This window comes from Pseudomonas sp. CROZ-RG-20F-R04-15 (assembly GCF_022662375.1).
GTDB lineage: Bacteria > Pseudomonadota > Gammaproteobacteria > Pseudomonadales > Pseudomonadaceae > Aquipseudomonas.
The window spans coordinates 21888-41561 of sequence record NZ_JAKNQL010000019.1; the positions used below are offsets into that span (position 1 = coordinate 21888).

A 19674-nucleotide genomic window follows, 5' to 3' on the forward strand; every position below is an offset into this window, starting at 1 on the left:
CACTACAGCAGTGGAGGACAAGATTCAGCGACTTGTCCTACAGCCTCTCCAGAAGCCATGAACTGTGCCCCGTTCAGCCCCGATGCTAATTTGCCCGACGACATTGGAGGGCGAATCTTGACCATCAAACAGGCTGTAACGCTGGGCGTATTTTCATGGGTTCTGGCGGGTTGTGGCAGCGCCATGACCGTCTTGCAGGACGATGCCGACGCGGCGCGGGACATGCGCAAGCAAAAAACCTACTGCCAATCCATTCCGCGGATTTACAGCGGTCTGGCCTTTGATTTCTGCGTATTGAATGCGCCTCCTGATCCCAGCGGATTTCTGCTGCCATTCGTGCTGCTGGACCTGCCATTGTCCGGTGTATTCGATACAGTAGCGCTGCCCTATACGGTTTATCGTCAGGTCACCGACGGCAACCTTGGTATTTACTGGCGAAAGGGCGGTTATTGAGGCACAGGGCAAGGTTTCTCCAAACCATTCACCCTGGGGCAATCGTGCAGGGTAATTCCCCACTCGTTTACGCTATAATCCCGCCCTTTAGCTGTCACTCGCCGTGTGCGAGGGCACATCAATATTCAAGGCGCATCGCGCCTGCACGCAGACTAAAGAGGCTAGACCCCTGTGGCATTGACGATTCTTGGCCTGTCCGGCGCCCTTAGCCATGACCCTTCAGCAGCCTTGTACATCGACGGCAAGCTGGTGGCGGCGGCTGAAGAAGAGCGTTTCGTACGTGATAAGCATGCAAAGAACCGCATGCCCTACGAATCGGCGAAGTTCTGTCTTGAACAGGCCGGCATCAAGCCGTCCGATGTTGACGTGGTTGCGATTCCATTTGCCCCGATCAGCCTGTTCGGCAAGGCGCGCTGGCACTACGCCAAGCGTTACTGGTATGCACCGGATCGTGCCCTTGATGCGATCCTGATGGGCAACCGTCGCTACAAGCGCTATCGCAACAAGATCGTCTGGTGCCTTGAGCAACTGGGTTTCGATCCGAAAAAGATCAAGATCGAACCGGTCGAACATCACCTCGCTCACGCCTCCAGCGCTTACCACTGCTCCGGTTTTAAAGAAAAAACCGCGATCCTCGGTATCGACGGCAAAGGCGAGTACGCCACGACTTTCTTCGGCTACGGCGAAAACGGCAAGATTCACAAGATCAAGGAGTTCTTCGATCCGGACTCCCTCGGCGGCCTGTACGGCGCGATCACCGAGTTCCTCGGTTTCGAGATGCTCGACGGTGAGTTCAAGGTCATGGGCATGGCGCCGTACGGCGACGCCAGCAAGTACGATTTCTCGCGTCTTGCCTCATTCGAAAATGGCGAGCTGGTGATCAACACCGACTACGCCAATGTCATCGGCCTGCGTCGCTACAAAGAGAAGGGCAAAGGCTTCTATTTCTCGCCGAAGCTGATCGAATGGCTGGGTCCGAAGCGCGAAGGCGACATCGCTGACGAACCGTACATTCATTACGCCGCGAGCATGCAAGCGCTGTTCGAGAAACTGGCGTTGCAGATGATCGACCACTACCTGGGCGACGTGCTCAAGGAAACCGGCAAGCTGGCATTCGCCGGTGGCTGTGCGTTGAACGTCAAGCTGAACCAGAAAATCATCGCCCGCGACGACATCAAAGAGCTGTTCGTGCAACCGGCATCCGGCGATGCCGGCACTGCGGTCGGCGCCGCGGCCTACGTGTCGCACGCTCGTGGCGTACCGGTCGAGAAGATGGAGCACGTCTACCTCGGCCCGTCGTACAGCAACGAAGACGTGATTGCCGCCTGCGCGCGTCACGAGAGCAAGCCGACCTGGCGCAAGCTCGACAACATGCCTGAGCAGATCGCCAAGATCATGGTCGATGGCAACCCGGTGGCCTGGTTCCAGGGGCGCATGGAGTTCGGCCCGCGTGCATTGGGCGGTCGTTCGATCATCGGTTGCCCGAGCGTGGCTGGCGTGGCTGACCGCATCAACCACCAGATCAAGTTCCGCGAGCGCTGGAGGCCTTTCTGCCCGTCGATGCTCGACACCGTTGCACCACAGATGATCAAGATCGATCATCCGGCACCGTTCATGACCTTCACCTTCGAAGTGGCGGAAGAGTGGAAGACCCGCGTACCGGAAGTTGTCCACGAAGATGGCACCTCACGTGCCCAGGTGCTCAAGCGTGAATACAACCCACGCTACTACGACATGATGAAGGCGCTGGAAAACCTGACCGGTAACGGCGTATCGCTGAACACCTCGCTCAACCGTCGTGGCGAACCGATGATCTGCTCGCCGACTGACGCGCTGAACATGTTTTTCGGTTCTGACCTGGAATACCTGATCATGGAAGATATTCTGGTCGTTAAAGAGGGTGTAAAAGGATACGAACTTGACTGAAACACTGATCAGCGTCGTCATTCCGGTTTACAACTATGCGCGAACCCTGCCACGTGCAGTGGAGTCGGTGTTGGCGCAGTTGGATGAAACGACGGCGGATCTGCTGGTCATCGACGATGGGTCGACGGACGATACGCCTGAGGTGGTCGAACAACTCCTGCTCAAACATGGCGGGCGTTTTCGCGCGCTGCGCAAAGCCAATGGCGGATTGTCGTCGGTGCGCAATCGTGGGCTTGAGGAGACGACCGGGCAGTATCTGGTATTCCTCGACTCCGATGACGAAATGGCTCCCGGCGCACTGGCTGCGCTTTCTGAGCATATTGCCAGTCATCCGCACAGCCTGATGGTGATCGGTGCACACTGGTCGGTGTTCGCTGACGGGCGACGCAGCTTGCAGGCGGCCAAGCCGTTGCCTGTGACGCCGCGGCAGCGCTTGCAGGGCTACCTGTTGAGCAAAACGGTATCGATTTCAAATGGCGCCTGCGCGATGCATCGTGATGTGTTCGTTCTGGGCAATTACCCGGAACATTTGCGCAACGTCGAGGATTTGCCAGTGTTTGCCCAAGTGCTGGCGCGCTATCCCTGCACCGTTCTGGACAAGCCTTTGGCGCTGATCTACAAGCATGCCGACAGCATGCGCCATGATTTGCGCCAAAGCCTTGCCGCCGGTACGGAGCAGGTCGTCAGTGAAGTCTTTTCCAGTCGACGAATGCCCGACGAAATGAGTGATTTGCGCCAGGCCTTTCTGGCTCAGCGCTGCTTGTCGTTGTTTCGTGACTGTTATTCCCATGGCGAGTACAAGCTGGCCAAGTCATTCTACTTTCAGGCCTTGCGTGCGGACTGGCGGACGTTTTCGCGTTGGTCCTACACCCGTAAGGCATTGCGGTTGCTGTTTCGGTAAACGGGTCGCGGAAATGACGCGGGCCTTGTAACGGATGTCGGTGAGGTGGCTGGGTGAAAGGTACGGGCGGTAGCGTGGCAACTCGAGTCTCCAGAGTCATCGACGAATACCCGGTTTTGCTGGCGTTTTTGGGCAGTGTGCTGCTGTCACTGATCGCCGTCCTGGGCACCGCGACAGTGGGGCGTGATGCCGCGCTGTACATTGATATTGCGCAACAGGTCACCGAACACGGGCCCAATGTGGCCTGGGCCACTTTCGACTGGCCATGGTTTTCCTTTCTTCTGGCCGGTACGCACACGGTCCTGCATTTGCCGTTCGAGCTGAGTGCCTATCTCTGGTGCGGTCTTTTTTTTGCCGGTACCAGCGCGTTGATGGTGGATTGCGTCCGCCAGCGGTCTGCGCATCTCGCCAGTTGGGCATGTCTTGTGGTACTGGCAATGCCGGCGGTTAACGCCTTTCGCAACGACATCATTCGCGAATGCGGTTTCTGGTTCTTCTGCACACTGACGCTCTGGCTCGCGCTGCGCTGGCAAGCCCGTGGCGGCTGGCTGCGGGCGGCATTGATTCATTTGGCAATCGTTGCGGCGGCCTTGTTCCGGTTGGAAGCCTTGCTGCTGGTGCCGGCCTTGGCGCTGTGGCAGTTGCCCAGCTTGTGGTCGTCGAGCAGGCGGATGCAATTCTTCCAGTTTTCGCTGCTACCGATTTTGGGGCTGCTGGCCGTTTCGGTGTCGGGTGTGCTGATGTCGGCGCGGGTGATGCTATATCTGGACATGATTGCGCCGCACAGCGTGTTTGCTTCCTTCCAGCTGCTGTGCGATCAGTTTGCCAATTCATTGATCAACAAGTACTCCCAGGATGAAGCCGGCCGGATCATTTTCTTTGGCATTCTGGCGACCATGGCCATCACCTTCGTGAAGTTGATGGGCCCGTTCGCCGTTCCCTTCGTGCTGCGGCGCAATTGGGGAGTTCTAGGCACTTACTGGCGTGATTATCGTCCGTTTGCCTGGGCGGCCGTGTTGTATCTGGTGGTGCTGGTGCTGTTTTTCATCAAGCAACAGTTCATGAACACGCGTTATCTGAGCTTTCTGAATCTGTTGTTCGTGCCCGTGCTGGCCATGGGGTTGGCAGCGTTCGTTCGCGAGTTCCCGCGTTGCGGCAAATGGCTGGTGGCTCTGGGGTTGCTGGTGATGCTGTCAAATGTCATTTCCACCGGAGCCGGCAAAACGCATTACGTCGAGGCCGGCCGCTGGATGTCGGCCCATGTCGAGCCAGGGGCGAAGACCTATTTCGAGGATGGACGGATCAGCTATTACGCCGGTCGCGGCTACGTGATGCCGGTATTGACCGCAGAGGAAGCGATGTCGGCAGCGCACGCTGGCGACTATCAGTACTTCCTCATCGAGGCCAAGGGTGACGAGCCATGGCTGAATGAGTGGCTGGTGGCGCACAAGCTGCGCATCATCGAGCATTTCGCCAATCGCAAAGGGGCCACCGTGGTGGTCATCGGTCGCTGAGATTTAACCGAGCAGAGGACGCAGGCGCGAGATCAGCGGCGCTTGCCGGTTGCTCGGCAGCGCCTGCCGATAACCTTCGATAAACGTGTCGCCAGCATCCTGGCCCAGCAGCCATTGGCGGTCTTCTTTATAACGCAGCAAGTGAGCGAAGTTGCGCAGGCGTTTGCTGTCACTGAGTGCGCGTTTCTGGCAGCGCAGGTCGGCGATATCGATCAGGCCCAAATGGTGGTCTGGCGTCAGCACCACGTTGCCGAAATGCAGCGATCGAAAGTACACGCCTTTTTCGTGCAGCAGGGCGAAGTACCCGCCCAGCTGGAATCGCAATGAGTCAGCTTCATCGCGAGAACTCTGCAGCTGACGCACCGTATTGCCTTCCAGCGGGCTGTAATACACGCAGTCACGTTCGATGCTCGGAATACGATAGACCGCAATGACTTTCGGGCAGAGGATGCCGCGTTGCTCGAGTGCCCGGGTATTGTCGGCAAAGCGTTGTGCATAGGGATAGAACAGCGCCGAACTGAGCAGCCGCTTGCGGCGGAACAGCTTGAGCATGCGTCCATCGGCCAATCTGAGCACTTTGTCGCCGGAACCGTCGGCCTCCAGTACGTGTGCACCTTTGCGCAGTGCCTCGTAAGTGCTGTGATCAATCGATTGCATATCCGGCTCCCCATCATTAGCGGGGTATCTTAACCGACTTGGCCGAAGGCTGGTTCGAAGTCATGTTTATCGGGGCAAAAACGCGTGTGATATCATCGGCGCCTCACTGAATTGCGCGGATCACCATGAGCAGTCCTGAACCGAAAGCCCAGTCCACGCTGGCGATCTATTTCCGCCTTTTGGCTTACGTGCGGCCTTATGCCGGCCTTTTCCTTCTCAGCATCGTCGGGTTTCTGATTTTCGCATCGACTCAACCGATGCTCGCCTACATCCTCAAGTACTTTGTCGACGGTCTGGCCAATCCTGAAGCCAGTCTGTTCCCGGGCAACCCTTATCTGGGCAAGCTGCAGTTGCTCGAAACCGTGCCGCTGATGATCGTATTCATTGCACTGTGGCAGGGTGTGGGCTCGTACCTGGGCAACTTCTTCCTGGCGCGGGTTTCGCTGGGGTTGGTGCATGACTTGCGTGTCGTGCTGTTCAACAAATTGCTCGAGTTGCCCAATCGCTTCTTCGACAAGAACAATTCCGGCCACCTGATTTCCCGCATCACTTTCAACGTGACCATGGTTACCGGTGCCGCGACGGATGCGATCAAAGTCGTCATCCGTGAAGGCATGACCGTGATTTTTCTGTTCTGCACGCTGCTGTGGATGAACTGGAAACTGACCTTGGTGATGGTCGCGATTCTGCCGTTGATCGGTTTGATGGTGAACAGCACCAGCAAGAAATTCCGCAAGCAAAGCAAGAAGATCCAGGTCTCGATGGGCAACGTCACGCACGTCGCGTCCGAGACCATTCATGGCTACCGCGTTGTGCGCAGTTTCGGTGGCGAGCAGTACGAAAAGGATCGCTTTCGCGATGCCAGCCAGAGCAATACCGACAAGCAGTTGACGATGACCAAGACCGGCGCGGTTTACACGCCGATGCTGCAACTGGTCACGTACAGCGCCATGGCCGTGGTCATGTTCCTCGTGCTGTACCTTCGCGGCGACGCATCGCCGGGCGACCTGGTGGCCTACATCACCATGGCTGGCCTGCTGCCCAAGCCTATCCGTCAATTGTCGGAAGTCAGTTCGACCATCCAGAAAGGCGTCGCCGGTGCCGAAAGTATTTTCGAGCAACTGGATGAGCCGGCGGAAGTGGATCAGGGCACGGTCGAGCAGGATCGTCTCGAAGGTCGTCTGGAAGTGCGCAATCTGAGCTTCCATTATCCCGACACCGACAAAGCGGTGCTCAACGACATCAGCTTCGTCGTCGAACCGGGGCAGATGGTCGCTCTGGTTGGCCGCTCGGGCAGCGGCAAGTCGACCCTGGCCAGCCTGATTCCGCGTTTTTACCAACATGATCATGCTCAGGGCCAGATCCTGCTCGATGGCGTGCAGGTGCAGGACTTCACCCTGCGCAGCCTGCGTCGGCAGATTGCTCTGGTGACCCAGCAGGTCACGCTGTTCAACGACACGGTGACCAACAACATCGCTTACGGCGATCTGGCCGGCGCGCCGTTCGATGAAGTAAAGCGCGCGGCGACAGAGGCCTATGCCGACGAATTCATCATCAAGATGCCGCAAGGCTATGAAACCATGGTTGGCGAAAACGGCGTGCTGCTGTCCGGCGGCCAGCGTCAGCGCATTGCCATTGCCCGGGCGCTGCTCAAGGATGCGCCGCTGCTGATTCTCGACGAGGCTACGTCGGCTCTCGATACCGAATCGGAGCGACATATTCAGGCTGCACTGGATCATGTGGTGAAAAACCGCACGACCTTGGTGATCGCTCACCGTTTGAGCACCATCGAAAAGGCCGACCTGATTCTGGTCATGGACGAGGGCCGCATCGTCGAGCGCGGCTCTCACGCACAATTGCTCGAGCAAAATGGCTATTACGCGCGTTTGCACGCCAAAGAGTTCGAAGAGGGTGACGAGCCACAGCCGGCGCACGTGACCAACGTATGCTGAGGATGTTTCGCAGCTTTCGCGAGCGTGGCTGGACCGAAATCGACCGCGACAGCTACGCCCAGGCCTGGCAGCGTTTTGGTGGCAGCTTCGCCACGCATCCCGAGGTCGTCGAGCGCTTGTCGATATTTCTGGGCATCGAGTTGCGCTACCTGGGCTGGGTCGTTGGCGGTGAGGTGCTTGCCGCCATTCCCTGCTGGGGGCGGCATGTTGCCTTGTCCAAGGAAGTCCTCAAGCGTGAGGGCAAACGCGGATTGCTCGATATGGGCAATGCGGAAATCATCCTGCCGATCGCTCCCGAAGTCGTCGTGCCGGTGCGCCAGCGCATGGCGTATGTGTCTCAGCTCAATGCCGAGCAGATCAGCACGTTGAAGCCGCAACCTGAGGGCTTGGCGCTGGCGCGATTGCCAGAAGAGTATTCGAAGAAGTTCCGCTACAACCAGCGTCGCGAGCAGCGCCTGCTGGAAGAGGCGGGCGGATCGCTGGTGCCAATGTCCGACTTTACCCCGCAGGAGCAGGCTGCCGCTTACGGTGATCTGTTTCAGCGTCGCTGGGGTTTTGAGGTGCCGGGCAAGGCGGGGCTGGTTGAAGTATTCACCTTACTGCGTGAATTCATGACCGGTTCCGTGGCGATGCTCGATTCGGCGCCCGTTGCCATTCAGGTGCTGTACCGCGTCGAAGCCCCGCAATGGGTTTCGCTGGAATACATCAACGGTGGCGTCGACCCACAGAGCCGCGAGTTCAGTCCTGGCAGTGTGCTGAGTTTCGTCAATACCCAAGAGGCCTGGGCGCACGCGCAAGCGCTGGGCAAGCCTCTGCGCTATTCATTCGGTCGTGCCGACCGTGAGTACAAGGATCGCTGGTGCCACACGGTGCCGGTCTACAAGGTCTGAATCCATGAGCGCTCGCAAGCAACAGCTTCTCAAGGCCCATCGACGCAACAAGCGTCTGTTCCTGATCGCTTTTATGGTGGTGCTGTTGTTGATCGGCTTCCTGATCGCCTGGTGGCTGGTGCCGGTATTACTGGTGCTGGCTTGGGTCGCTCACGAGGCCTGGTTTGCCGATCACTTGTTCTATCGCCCTTCTGACGACTACCAGTACAACTTTCCAGCACAAACCGCGCGGCAGGTCGTGAGCCTTGAGGGCGGCGTTTTGCGCCTGAGCGAGTCGCTGGCGCAGGGCGAGACTTTGCTGCTTGAACTTGAAGTGAAGTCCACTTGGCTGGGGCGCTGGTTCGACCCCTATGTTGACGTGGGCGATGATCGCCAGGACTTCGAGCGTGGCGTCAAAGGCCGGCGTTTCCTTAACCTGTCCGGTCAGGCCGATGCGCTGGCGCAAGGTGCTCTGGCCCTGCGTGGCCGATATTGCGTACCGGCTGTGACGGGGGTGTTGTGGGTCATGGCCAACCCTGACTACAGCCGCCAGCGGGTGATGGTCATCGCCCCCCATGCCGACGATGCCGAACTCGCTGCATTTGGCCTTTATAGCCGATGTGAAGACGTCAGTGTCGTCACCCTGACCCAGGGCGAAATAGAGGCCGAAGACTTTCAGCGCCTGGGTCTTGATCAAGCCGCCGCGGCACGCTTGAAGGGCCGTTTGCGCAGTTGGGACAGTCTGGTGATTCCGTTGTGGGGGGGCGTGCCTGCCGATCGCTGCGTGCAGCTGGGTTATTACTGCCTGCAACTGCCGTCGATGGCCGAAGAGCCGAGCCAGGCGTTCGGCTCACGTGAGTCGCAGGAAAGCGACGTGCGCAGTGTGCGCCGGCACAACCCGTTGACCCTGCCCGCCGACGTTGATGGACGACCGACCTGGGACAATCTTCTGGGCGACCTGGCGGCGCTGCTTGAGCACTATCGCCCGGAAGTCGTGGTGACGCCACACCCTGAACTCGATCCCCACAGTGATCATGTGGCGTCTACCCAAGCGCTGCTTGAGGCTATCAAGCTGAGTAGCTGGAAACCGGCCACCCTGCTGATGTACGCCAATCACCTGCACGACAACGATCGCTGGCCGATGGGGCCCGCCGGTGCCGGTATTGCGCTGCCGCCCGCGATCGAGCCGTTGCCGGCGGATCGGCTGTGGAGCCCGCTGTTGTCGGCGGACGTGCAACTGGACAAAGCCATGGCCCTGGCCATGGAGCACGATCTGCAGGGGGGGCAGGCGTTCAAGCGGCAATTGCGCCGCTGGATCCAGCAAGGCCTGGCGGGCCGTCGTTGGCCTGAAACAGGCAGTAACGAGTTTTTCCGCAAAGCGGTCCGGCGTCATGAATTGTTCTGGGTACGCGACCTTTCAGATTGAGGCGGACGGCGCTTTACCCTGTGTTAATATCGCGCCCCTGTTCATTTTGTATGTGGGTTGCTCCATGAAGTTGTCCATGCCGCGTTTCGATCAAGCCCCGGTCTTGGTAGTCGGCGATGTCATGCTCGACCGTTACTGGCATGGCGGAACCTCACGGATTTCCCCTGAGGCGCCGGTGCCGGTCGTTAAGGTCGAGCAGATCGAAGATCGTCCGGGCGGTGCCGCGAACGTTGCCTTGAACATTGCCGCGCTGGGTGCGCCGGCGTCGCTGGTCGGTGTGACCGGCGACGACGAAGCCGCCGACAGCCTGAGCAACAGTCTCAAAGGCGCGGGCGTACGTGCCCTGTTCCAGCGCATTGCGCACCAGCCAACCATCGTCAAGCTGCGGGTCATGAGCCGGCACCAGCAACTGCTGCGTATCGACTTTGAAGAACCGTTCGCCACCGATGCACTGGCCCTTGGCTCGCAGGTCGACGACCTGCTCGAAGGCATCAAGGTGCTGGTACTTTCCGACTACGGCAAAGGTGCCCTGAAAAACCATCAGACGCTGATCCAAGCCGCCCGCGCGAAGAACATTCCGGTGCTGGCCGACCCGAAGGGCAAGGATTTCTCGATTTATCGCGGCGCCAGCCTGATCACCCCGAACCTCAGCGAATTCGAAGCCATCGTCGGCGGTTGCGTCGATGAGCATGAACTGGTGAGCAAGGGCGCTGCATTGATGCACGACCTCGAACTCGGCGCGCTGCTGGTAACGCGTGGCGAGCACGGCATGACCCTGCTGCGTCCGGACCAGCCGGCACTGCACCTGCCGGCCCGTGCCCGCGAAGTGTTCGACGTCACCGGTGCCGGTGACACCGTGATTTCGACTCTGGCCGCAGCGATTGCTGCCGGTGAAGACCTGCCCCACGCCGTTGCGCTGGCCAATCTGGCCGCCGGCATCGTGGTTGGCAAACTCGGTACAGCCGCCATCAGTGCCCCGGAACTGCGTCGCGCCATCCAGCGTGAAGAAGGTTCCGAGCGTGGTGTTCTGGGGCTGGAGCAATTGTTGCTCGCCGTGGCCGATGCCCGTGCGCACAACGAAAAGATTGTATTCACCAACGGCTGCTTCGACATTCTGCATGCCGGACATGTGACCTACCTGGAACAGGCGCGGGCACAGGGCGATCGTCTGATTGTCGCGGTCAACGATGATGCATCGGTGAGCCGCCTGAAAGGGCCTGGCCGACCGATCAACAGTGTTGACCGGCGCATGGCGGTTCTCGCCGGCCTCGGCGCGGTGGACTGGGTGATCAGCTTCCCTGAGGGCACCCCGGAAAATCTGCTGCGCGAGGTCAAGCCGGACGTGCTGGTCAAGGGCGGCGATTACGGCATCGATCAGGTGGTCGGCGCAGATATCGTCACGGCTTATGGCGGCACCGTGAAGGTCTTGGGGCTTGTGGAAAACAGCTCGACAACTGCGATTGTCGAGAAGATCCGCAGTCGTTGATCAGATGAACTTTTACCGTTGTGTACTGCGTGTGAACGGATTTTGCCTTGGGGATTTTACCGTTTCCGTTGATGTAGGCAGCTTTGAATCCGATGCGCTTGCCTGCCTACGTCGCGTGGTCAATTAGCCTATGAAAGTCATGCTCCTGGTGATGGACGAGCAGCGGGTCATTCTCGACCGGCTCTACGACATCGTGCAGCAGAACTGTGATGAATGTTTCATCTATCGTTTGAGCAAACAGCAGCAGTTGAATCTGGGGTCGTTTCTCGCCTCGGTCGATTACCAGACCTTTGATCGCGTGGTGATTTTCTCCCGGGTCAAGCGTCTGGCCACGCAACTGCAGGTGCTCAAGTGCATCCCCGGGCTGGTCTTTCTCGAGCACGACGCGTACCAGAACTACATGTCCGCGAGTAAGTACCGCGGCGTGTATTCACGGCTCTATCGGCGTCTGCCGAGTTGTCGGGCGCTGGTGTCCGGTGCTGTTGTCGCGCGCAAGATGCAGGCGGAAGGTATCGACACGGTGTTCGTCTCCAAGGGTTATGACGAACAGATGCTGCACAACACTGGCGTTGAGCGGGACATTCCCATCGGTTTTCTTGGCAGCCTGAAAAGCACCGAGTATGCCGAGCGCAAAGCCATGCTCGAATCGCTCTCCAAGCGTACCGGGATGCTGGTGACCCGTACCCAGTCGGGTGAGGAATACCTGCAGACGCTCAATCGCATCAGGATCTTCGTCAGCGCCGACATCGGCATGAACGAGTTCATGATCAAGAACTATGAAGCCATGGCCTGCGGCTGTGTGCTGCTGGCCTGGAGTCAGGGCGAAGAAGACCGCTTGCTCGGCTTTGAAGACATGCACAACACCGTGTTCTATCGCAGCGAAGAAGAGGCGGTGGAAAAGATCAAGCTGCTGCAAAGCGATCCGGAACTGGCAGAGCGCATTGCCCGCAACGGCCAGGAATTCGCGCAAAGCCACTATTCCTTTGCCCGGGTCGGTCAGGCACTGGCCACGGAAATCCAGCGTGAGATGCGCCCATGGCAGCCGCCGTCTGCGTTCACACGTTTCTGGGTGAAGCTGCGTTACGGGATGAAGGTGCCGGTCTGAATGAAGGACGAACACATGGCGCTGGATGCGCTGCCCGGTGGTGATCAGTCCGTACTGGGTGCTTTACCGACAGATCTTCTCGACTGTCTGAGCCGTGCACCTCGGGTTGTGTTGATTGCCAACAACCCGGCCATCACCCCTGCGGACTTTCAGGCGTTGAACATTGGCGCCGATGACGTCGTCGTCAGCTTCAATACCTGCATCAAAGCGACGCTGCTCAACCAGCAGAGCGTCAATGTCTTTGTGCATGGCTACAACGCGCCGGACGCGTATTTTTTTGGTCTGCCTTACGCGCCGCCGGTACAGCAGATGTTCGAACAGGCGAGCGAACGTTGTTTCAGCATGCTGGTGGGCTGCGCCGCACCGATGTGTCCACTGTCTCGCGTGGCCATGTATTGGGATCGCATTCCACTGCCGCCACTATGGAACTACCCGGTCGATCGCCCGGGTGGCAAGCGTTACGTCGGGCCTTCCACCGGTTTCAACACGCTGGTGTTGTTCGACTGGTTGCGCGCTCATGCCGGTTATACCTATCAGCTCATGACCCTGGGCTTTTCCAACGAAGCAGGAAAACTGTGGGGTGGCCATGCCTGGGACTATGAGCGTGACTGGTTGCAGAAGTCGGACATCATCGTGGTGCCACTGCAACCCCGTCGCTGGTGGCAAAAGCTGTTTCGGCCAAAGTAAGCGATATCGTCTATCCGGTTGCCAGCAGGCCCGAACTACTTTCAAAAGGTGCTGTTGAGTGTTGAAAATTGCCGTGGCTTTTTTCGGAATCCCGAGAAATTCGCAAATCTGTTTCCCCTCCATCGAGCAGAACGTGCTGGCGCAGTTGCCTGCGGGCAGCGATGTAAAGTGCTTCTACCATCTGTACAAGATCGATGAGGTGCAAAACACGCGATCCGGCGAGAAAGGCGAACTGAAGGCGGACAACTACCAGCCATTCGAATCGATGACCGGCACACTCACCTCGACCGAGGGCGTGCTGGAGCGCTGGGATTTCGAACAGGTCAAAGCACAGGGTGATACCTGGGCAGATGACTTCGCGTCATTGCGCAATCTGATCTTTCAGCTCAACTCATTGCACACCGTGACCAGCATGATCGAGCCGTTCGATCCGGATTTCGTCGTGTTCGTGCGCCCGGACAATTTCTTTCACAGCGCATTGCCTGGCTACGTCTTCGCTCACCCCGAGGCTCGCAAGCACAACGCCTATATTCCCGACTGGCAGTGGTGGGGCGGGTTGAACGATCGCTTTGCGGTGTGCGGGCGCGATACTTATGTCGCGTACGGCAAGCGCATCGAGCGTATTTTCGATTTCTGCAAGGCAACAGGCCGAAAGCTGCATTCCGAGCGCTTGCTCAAATATGCCCTGCAGCAGGTCAACGCCAAAGTCTGCACGCTGCCGACTCAGGCATCACGGGTGCGCATTACCGGTGCATTTGCCGAAGAGTCGTTCTCGCCCAAGCGCGGCATGGGCAAGCGTGAAAACCGCTACTTCCATTTCTTCGCCGCGATGCGCACGTGGTGGGATCGCCGCCGTTAAACCGCTATTTGGCGGTTTTTTTGCCTAGCCCGACCAATCGCAGCGCCTTGATACTCAACTGCTTGAGCCCCTGACGCGGGGCTTTCGCTGGTTGCAGGCCCTGTTGCACCAGCCAGTCCTTCCAGCGAATCCGCTCCTCGCGCACGACCCAGCCGGTTTGTGTGGCAAAACTCTCGGCCAGATAAAGACCACGAGTACTGGCAGGAACGAGTTTGTCGCGCTTGAGCGTGTACAACTCGGCCAGTGGCGCGCCGTCCTTGAGTGGCATCAAGTACAGATCGGGGCGCTTGCGGTCGAGCCGGGCCACCAGTTGATCACCTTCCAGCCGCTCGTCGACGTGGAACAGGCTCAGGGATTTGGCTTCCTTGGGCACGTCCAGGCGCAAGTCGTAGATCAATTGCAGTGATGCGGTCGGCAGGTGCACATAGGCCCGTGGCCGTTCCAGCAACTGCAGATTGGCGCTGCGTATAGGCCGCGCCGAGCCGGACAACGGGGTCAGGCGAAACGGCAGGGCCTCGCGATAATGCAATGCAGCGGAGTAGGGCGCCGGCAGCCAGGTGTCGTTGAAGCGTCCGCCGAGCCAGCCCTCCGGGGTTTCCAGCAAGCACTCTTCGGCAATTTCCTGAATCGCCGTGTGCAGCGGAATATTCAGTTCGTGGGCCGGCACGTAACCGGAAATCAACTTGAGGACGACGTCGCCACGATCCTGCCGGCGCTGGCGCACCAGCACCCAATAATCGCGATTCTGCCAGTGCAGGGTCAGGCGCACGGAAACCCCGAGGTTGGCCAGTTCCAGCGAGAAGCGCTCGGTGTCGGCCACGCTCACCGGTTTGCGCCGCTGCAAGGTCTGCGCGAAGTTCAGCGGCATGCCGACGCTCTGGTAAGTCAGGCCTTCCGGGGTAGCTTCGACGAACAGCGGCAGGGTCTTGAAGTTGCTCGGGTTCTTTCTGATGAGCGTGCGCGGCATATCGGCTCCTGCTTAAGGCCGCGAGGCGGCGTCAGTGACCACGTAGGACCTGGGCAACGGTCGCAACGTTGTGGGCGAGGTGCAGCGGGTTGATCGTGCCGACAATAGCACTGGCCACGCCAGGCTGGGCGAACAGCAATTCGAAGCTGGCGCGTACCGGATCCACGCCCGGACTCAGGCACACGTGACCGCTGGCCAGGGCTTTTTTCACCAGAATGGCTTTGTCGTGGGCAGCAGCATAGTCAATGACAGCCTTCTCGTTTTGTTCGTTCAGATTGTAGGTGACCATCGCGCAGTCGCCTTGCTCCAGAGCTTTCAAGCCACCTTCGACGGTTTTGCCGGAGAAGCCGAAGCCGCGAATCTTGCCTTCGGCCTTGAGCGCCGCGAGTGTCGTGTACACCTCTGTGTGCTCGAGGATCGCCATGTCGTTGCCGTCGGAGTGCACCAGCACCAGGTCGATAAAATCGGTTTCAAGACGTTGCAGGCTGCGCTCAACGGACATGCGCGTGTGTGCGGCGCTGAAGTCGTGGTGCGACAAGCCATCGGCAAACTCTTCGCCGACCTTGCTGACAATCACCCAGTCCTGACGCTGATCGCGCAGCAGCGGGCCGAGGCGTTCTTCGCTGCGGCCATAGGCCGGGGCGGTGTCGATCAGGTTGATGCCCAATTCCCGCGCCTGACGCAGCAGCATCCGCGCTTCGTCATCACCTGGAATCTGAAAGCCGTTGGGGTATTTCACCCCTTGGTCACGGCCGAGTTTGACCGTGCCCAGGCCCAGTGGCGAAACCGTCAGGCCGGTGCTGCCCAGCGGGCGATGAAAGTCATGCAGGCTGGCAATGGTCATGGCAGCAGTTGCTCCCAGGCGGGAATGCCCATCGGTGGTTTTGGCAGGGCCGGTAAAGGCTCGCTGGTTTGCGGCTGGATACCGTCGCGCTCGAGTGAGGCGATCACGCGATCGGCGAAGTCCGGCGCCAGCGCCAGTTTGGTCGGCCAGCCGACCAGCAAACGGCCCTGTTCGGCTAGGAAGGCGTTGTCCGGGCGGGTCAGACCGGTTTGCAGCGGCTCGGCACGATCAACGCGCAAGGTCGCCCATTGCGTGGTGCTGAGGTCGATCCATGGCAACAACTGTGCGATCTCTTTCTGCGCAGTGGCGATCTGCTCGGCCGGCTCACGATGCACGCCTTCGCTTTCGGCGATGTCGCCGCCCATGTACCAGACCCACTGACCGTCAGCGGCCGGATGCGTGGTCACGGTGATGCGCGGTTTGGTGCCGCCGCCCAGGCAGTGCGCGTACAGCGGCTTCAGGCCCGGGCCTTTGGCAATGATCATGTGCAGCGGCCGGCGTTGCATGGCCGGTTGGCTCAAACCGAGGTCTTCGAGCAGTTGGGCGGTTCCGGCGCCGGCGCTGAGGACGATGCGTTGGGCGCGAATTTCGCGGCCGTCGACTTTCAAACCGACCAGCACGCCCGCTTCCAGCAGCGGCTCGATGGTCTGCCCGGCGAGCAGGCCATCGCCGGCCAGATCGGCCAGACGCTGGACCAGGCTCGGCACATCAACGACCAGTTCGGCGAGACGGTAGACCTTGCCCTTGAAGTGTTTGTCTTGCAGGGCCGGCGGCAGTTGCTCGCCCTTGACCTGATCAACGCGGCCACGCACGGCTTTACTGGCGAAGAAGCTGGTGAGGTTGCCGGCGAGGGTGCCGGGCGACCACAGATAGTGAGCTTCGGAGAGCAGGCGCACGCCGGACAGATCCAGCTCACCGTCACCGGCCAGCGCTTCACGCCAGCGGCGCGGCATGTCGGCGATGGCTTCCGAGGCGCCGGTCAGGGCACCGTGCAGCGCGTATTTGGCGCCGCCGTGGATGATGCCCTGGGACTTCACCGTCTGCCCGCCGCCGAGGCTGGCGCTTTCCACCAGCACGGTCGAAAACCCCTGACGGCGCAGGCGCGCATTCAGCCAGAGGCCGGCGACACCAGCGCCGACAATCAGAACGTCGGTGGAAATAACGGATGGCATGCAGCGACCTCAGTGTTCAAGACGAGGGCGCAGTATACAGACTCGGGAAAGCGCGGGATTTGTCGATGATCAACAGGCCGAACACAAATCCAAATGTGGGAGCGAGCCTGCTCGCGAAGAGGGAATATCAGTCGACATATGTGGTGACTGGCGCACCGCATTCGCGAGCAGGCTCGCTCCCACAGGGGATCGGGTTTAGCGGTTAATGGCCGGCAGTTTTCGAGAACAGCTGGATCACGACGACGCCGAGCACGATCAACGCCATCCCCAGCATCGCCGGGATATCCAGCTTCTGCCCGTAAATGAACAGCGCCGCGACGCTGACCATCACAATCCCCATACCCGCCCACACTGCATAGGCAACGCCGACCGGCACGGTGCGCACCACCAGCGTCAGCATCCAGAACGCAATCGCGTAACCGACGATGACAAGCACCAGTGGCAGCGGCGTGCTGATGCCTTTGACGGCTTTCATCGACACGGTGGCGATCACTTCGGCGCAGATGGCAATGGCCAGGTAGGCGTAGGCGTTCATGTTCAAATCCTCAATGTGAAACGTTGCTTGCTGAGGCGGCATTCTAGTGATTCGCCAGATGGGGTAAAGTCATTACCTATCTGTTACAGAGATGGGTTGGCGAATCAGCATGCAGTGGAATCTGGATCAACTTCGGGTGTTTGTCGATGTGGCCGAACATCGCTCGTTTTCCGCCGTGGCGCGCCAGCAGCGCAAGGCGCAATCGGCGATCAGCAACGCTATTGCCATGCTTGAAGATGATCTGGGTGTCAGCCTGTTCGAGCGTAGCAGCGGTCGGCAGCCGACGCTCACCGAAGCGGGCGAAGCGCTGTTGGAAGAAGCACGAGAAGTCCTGCGCCAATGCGAGCGTCTCAACGGTCGGGCCATGGCGATGATGCGCGGCCAGGAAGCGCAACTGCGCGTGGCCCAGGATGAGGCGATGCCGTATCAGGCACTGGTGGAGAGTTTCGGTGAACTGGCCGAGCAATTCCCCAGCCTGGAAGTGCAACTGACCAGCGCCGCTCAAGGTGAGGTTGCGCGCAAACTGGTCGAGCGCCGCGCCGACCTTGGCCTGCTGTTTTATCACGATGAAATTCCCGAAGCGCTGGAGCGCCGGGTGCTGGGCAGCGTGGAAATGGTTACCGTCTGCGGGATCAATCATCCACTGGCGACGCAGTCCTACGTGACCTGCCAGCAACTGGCGCAACACCGGCAGTTGCTGATGTCGACGCAAACCAGTGTCTATCCCGGCAACGAGCCGGCCAGTCCGCAGGTGTGGCGCGCTGACAGTTTCTACGTGATGTCCGAATGGCTGGTGCGCGATCTCGGCTGGGCCTGGTTGCCGCGCCATGTGGTGCAGTACTCGGCCTATCAAGGTTTGATGGTTGAACTGGACAGCGAATGGACGCCACCGGCGCTGGTGGTCGAACTGGTCTGGCGCCGCGACGAACCCCTTGGCCCGGCCGCGCGCTGGCTGGCCGAACGTTTTGCCGTGCACTTGCGCGCGATCGGCGAGAAAAGTCGATAAACTCCGCCGCCATGAATAGAACTCTCTACACCGCGCTGTTTTACCTGGGGCTGCCATTGGTGGCGATTCGGCTATGGCTGCGGGCGCGCAAGGCGCCGGCGTATGCCAAGCGGATTGGCGAACGTTTCTCCTACGGCATGCCGACGCTGCAACCCGGCGGCATCTGGGTGCACGCAGTGTCGGTGGGCGAAAGCATCGCTGCGGCGCCGATGATCCGCGCCTTGCTGCAACGTTATCCACAGTTGCCGATCACCGTGACCTGCATGACCCCGACCGGTTCGGAACGGATTCAGGCGCTGTTCGCCAACGAACCGCGCATCCAGCACTGCTATCTGCCGTATGACTTGCCGTGTGCGGCGGCGCGGTTTCTTGATCGCGTGCAGCCCAGGCTTGCGGTGATCATGGAGACCGAACTGTGGCCTAACCACATTCATCAGTGTGCCAAGCGTGGAATCCCGGTGGCGCTGGCCAACGGGCGCTTGTCCGAGCGTTCGGCACGCGGCTATGGCCGCTTCAGCAAACTGACCGCGCCGATGCTCGCCGAAATGAGCCTGTTCGCCGTACAGACCGAAGCCGAAGCCCAGCGTTTCCGCGATCTGGGTGCGCGCCCGGAAACGGTCGAGGTCACCGGTTCGATCAAGTTCGACCTGACCATCGACCCGCAGTTGCTGCAGCGCGCAGCCGAACTGCGTCGCCAATGGCAGGCGCTGGAGCGTCCGGTGTGGATCGCCGCGAGCACCCATGAAGGCGAGGACGAAGTGGTGCTCAATGCCCATCGTGGCCTGTTGGCAAATCACCCGGATGCGTTGCTGATTCTGGTGCCGCGTCACCCGGAACGCTTCAATTCAGTGTTCGAACTGTGCCAGCGCCAAGGCTTTGCCACGGTGCGACGTTCGACCGGAACCCATGTCGATGCGCAGACGAGCGTAATGCTCGGCGACACCATGGGTGAGTTGCTGTTTCTCTACGCACTGGCGGACAGCGCGTTCGTTGGCGGCAGCCTGGTGGCGAACGGCGGGCACAATCTGCTGGAGCCGGCCGCGCTGGCCAAACCGGTGATCAGCGGCCCGCACCTGTTCAACTTCCTCGACATCGCCGCGCAGTTGCGTGAAGCCGGGGCGTTGGCTGAAGTGGATGATGCCGAAGGGTTGGCGGTGGAAGTGCAGCGCTTGTTCGAATTGCCGCGTGATGCGCAGCGCATGGCGGAGGCCGGGCTGGCAGTGATGCGCCGTAATCAAGGGGCGTTGCAGCGTTTGCTGGATGGCTTGGGCAGATTGATCAAGTAAGGCAAAAAGATCGCAGCCTGCGGCAGCTC

The 19674-nt window shown here is 59.8% G+C and carries 18 protein-coding genes; 13 read left to right on the forward strand and 5 right to left on the reverse strand.

Annotated elements, in window-relative coordinates; genetic code table 11:
* Positions 1-117: 117 nt before the first annotated feature.
* The 4 genes from L8H52_RS22565 (at position 118) to L8H52_RS22580 (ending at position 4794) form a co-directional block, all read left to right on the forward strand.
* Positions 118-453 carry a YceK/YidQ family lipoprotein gene (locus tag L8H52_RS22565; RefSeq protein WP_242208848.1) on the forward strand — a complete coding sequence of 112 codons (336 nt, stop codon included), beginning with the start codon at positions 118-120 and terminating at the stop codon, positions 451-453.
* A gap of 171 nt (positions 454-624) precedes the next feature.
* Entirely contained in the window at positions 625-2379 is a 1755-nt protein-coding gene (locus tag L8H52_RS22570; protein ID WP_077570529.1) for a carbamoyltransferase, read from the forward strand.
* On the forward strand, positions 2372-3280 hold the full coding sequence (locus L8H52_RS22575) for a glycosyltransferase family A protein (protein WP_242208847.1): 909 nt from the start codon (positions 2372-2374) through the stop codon (positions 3278-3280). The genes L8H52_RS22570 and L8H52_RS22575 overlap by 8 nt, the downstream gene beginning before the upstream one ends.
* Before the next feature lie 74 nt (positions 3281-3354).
* Complete coding sequence (locus tag L8H52_RS22580) at positions 3355-4794, forward strand: hypothetical protein (protein WP_242208846.1); 1440 nt, start codon at positions 3355-3357, stop codon at positions 4792-4794.
* Between the two features lie 3 nt (positions 4795-4797).
* On the opposite strand, the gene L8H52_RS22585 is transcribed toward L8H52_RS22580, so the two are convergent.
* Positions 4798-5451, reverse strand: a complete 654-nt coding sequence (locus tag L8H52_RS22585; protein ID WP_242208845.1) for a lipopolysaccharide kinase InaA family protein — start codon at positions 5449-5451, stop codon at positions 4798-4800.
* Positions 5452-5576: 125 nt separating this feature from the next.
* On the opposite strand from L8H52_RS22585, the gene msbA reads away from it, so the two are divergent.
* The 7 genes from msbA to L8H52_RS22620 all read left to right on the forward strand — a co-directional run bounded on the left by msbA (position 5577) and on the right by L8H52_RS22620 (position 13835).
* Positions 5577-7403: a lipid A export permease/ATP-binding protein MsbA gene (gene msbA, locus L8H52_RS22590; RefSeq protein WP_242208844.1), complete on the forward strand. Its 1827-nt coding sequence runs from the start codon at positions 5577-5579 to the stop codon at positions 7401-7403.
* A complete protein-coding gene (locus L8H52_RS22595; RefSeq protein ID WP_242208843.1) occupies positions 7397-8293 on the forward strand; it encodes a GNAT family N-acetyltransferase in 897 nt (298 codons plus the stop codon). The genes msbA and L8H52_RS22595 overlap by 7 nt, the downstream gene beginning before the upstream one ends.
* 4 nt (positions 8294-8297) lie before the next feature.
* Positions 8298-9698, forward strand: coding sequence for a PIG-L family deacetylase (locus L8H52_RS22600; protein WP_242208842.1), 1401 nt, complete (start codon positions 8298-8300; stop codon positions 9696-9698).
* A gap of 64 nt (positions 9699-9762) precedes the next feature.
* Positions 9763-11184 carry a bifunctional D-glycero-beta-D-manno-heptose-7-phosphate kinase/D-glycero-beta-D-manno-heptose 1-phosphate adenylyltransferase HldE gene (gene hldE, locus L8H52_RS22605; protein ID WP_242208841.1) on the forward strand — a complete coding sequence of 474 codons (1422 nt, stop codon included), beginning with the start codon at positions 9763-9765 and terminating at the stop codon, positions 11182-11184.
* 130 nt (positions 11185-11314) lie between these two features.
* Positions 11315-12289 (forward strand): glycosyltransferase, encoded by a 975-nt coding sequence (locus L8H52_RS22610; protein ID WP_242208840.1) that lies wholly within the window; start codon positions 11315-11317, stop codon positions 12287-12289.
* Positions 12290-12976, forward strand: coding sequence for a hypothetical protein (locus L8H52_RS22615; protein WP_242208839.1), 687 nt, complete (start codon positions 12290-12292; stop codon positions 12974-12976). It abuts the gene before it with no gap.
* 58 nt (positions 12977-13034) lie between these two features.
* Positions 13035-13835, forward strand: a complete 801-nt coding sequence (locus L8H52_RS22620) for a hypothetical protein (protein WP_242208838.1) — start codon at positions 13035-13037, stop codon at positions 13833-13835.
* A 4-nt stretch (positions 13836-13839) separates the two neighbouring features.
* On the opposite strand, the gene L8H52_RS22625 is transcribed toward L8H52_RS22620, so the two are convergent.
* The 4 genes from L8H52_RS22625 to L8H52_RS22640 all read right to left on the reverse strand — a co-directional run bounded on the left by L8H52_RS22625 (position 13840) and on the right by L8H52_RS22640 (position 17353).
* Positions 13840-14802: a hypothetical protein gene (locus tag L8H52_RS22625; protein ID WP_007915727.1), complete on the reverse strand. Its 963-nt coding sequence runs from the start codon at positions 14800-14802 to the stop codon at positions 13840-13842.
* A gap of 31 nt (positions 14803-14833) precedes the next feature.
* On the reverse strand, positions 14834-15646 hold the full coding sequence (locus L8H52_RS22630; RefSeq protein WP_242208837.1) for an aldo/keto reductase: 813 nt from the start codon (positions 15644-15646) through the stop codon (positions 14834-14836).
* Positions 15643-16818 (reverse strand): FAD-dependent oxidoreductase, encoded by a 1176-nt coding sequence (locus L8H52_RS22635; protein ID WP_242208836.1) that lies wholly within the window; start codon positions 16816-16818, stop codon positions 15643-15645. The genes L8H52_RS22630 and L8H52_RS22635 overlap by 4 nt, the downstream gene beginning before the upstream one ends.
* A gap of 202 nt (positions 16819-17020) precedes the next feature.
* Positions 17021-17353 (reverse strand): SMR family transporter, encoded by a 333-nt coding sequence (locus L8H52_RS22640; RefSeq protein WP_007915730.1) that lies wholly within the window; start codon positions 17351-17353, stop codon positions 17021-17023.
* 103 nt (positions 17354-17456) lie between these two features.
* Here L8H52_RS22640 and L8H52_RS22645 point away from each other — a divergent pair, with 103 nt between their 5' ends.
* On the forward strand, positions 17457-18359 hold the full coding sequence (locus L8H52_RS22645) for a LysR family transcriptional regulator (RefSeq protein WP_242208860.1): 903 nt from the start codon (positions 17457-17459) through the stop codon (positions 18357-18359).
* Positions 18360-18370: 11 nt separating this feature from the next.
* Positions 18371-19645 (forward strand): lipid IV(A) 3-deoxy-D-manno-octulosonic acid transferase, encoded by a 1275-nt coding sequence (gene waaA / locus L8H52_RS22650; protein WP_242208835.1) that lies wholly within the window; start codon positions 18371-18373, stop codon positions 19643-19645.
* The last annotated feature ends 29 nt before the right edge of the window (positions 19646-19674 follow it).

Excerpts from the sequence above, each read along its gene's own strand:
- L8H52_RS22585 (WP_242208845.1), bottom strand. The coding sequence starts at position 5,451 with ATGCAATCGATTGATCACAGCACTTACGAGGCACTGCGCAAAGGTGCA.
- msbA (WP_242208844.1), top strand. The coding sequence starts at position 5,577 with ATGAGCAGTCCTGAACCGAAAGCCCAGTCCACGCTGGCGATCTATTTC.
- L8H52_RS22595 (WP_242208843.1), top strand. The coding sequence starts at position 7,397 with ATGCTGAGGATGTTTCGCAGCTTTCGCGAGCGTGGCTGGACCGAAATC.
- L8H52_RS22600 (WP_242208842.1), top strand. The coding sequence starts at position 8,298 with ATGAGCGCTCGCAAGCAACAGCTTCTCAAGGCCCATCGACGCAACAAG.
- hldE (WP_242208841.1), top strand. The coding sequence starts at position 9,763 with ATGAAGTTGTCCATGCCGCGTTTCGATCAAGCCCCGGTCTTGGTAGTC.
- L8H52_RS22610 (WP_242208840.1), top strand. The coding sequence starts at position 11,315 with ATGAAAGTCATGCTCCTGGTGATGGACGAGCAGCGGGTCATTCTCGAC.
- L8H52_RS22615 (WP_242208839.1), top strand. The coding sequence starts at position 12,290 with ATGAAGGACGAACACATGGCGCTGGATGCGCTGCCCGGTGGTGATCAG.
- L8H52_RS22625 (WP_007915727.1), bottom strand. The coding sequence starts at position 14,802 with ATGCCGCGCACGCTCATCAGAAAGAACCCGAGCAACTTCAAGACCCTG.
- L8H52_RS22630 (WP_242208837.1), bottom strand. The coding sequence starts at position 15,646 with ATGACCATTGCCAGCCTGCATGACTTTCATCGCCCGCTGGGCAGCACC.
- L8H52_RS22635 (WP_242208836.1), bottom strand. The coding sequence starts at position 16,818 with ATGCCATCCGTTATTTCCACCGACGTTCTGATTGTCGGCGCTGGTGTC.
- L8H52_RS22640 (WP_007915730.1), bottom strand. The coding sequence starts at position 17,353 with ATGAACGCCTACGCCTACCTGGCCATTGCCATCTGCGCCGAAGTGATC.
- waaA (WP_242208835.1), top strand. The coding sequence starts at position 18,371 with ATGAATAGAACTCTCTACACCGCGCTGTTTTACCTGGGGCTGCCATTG.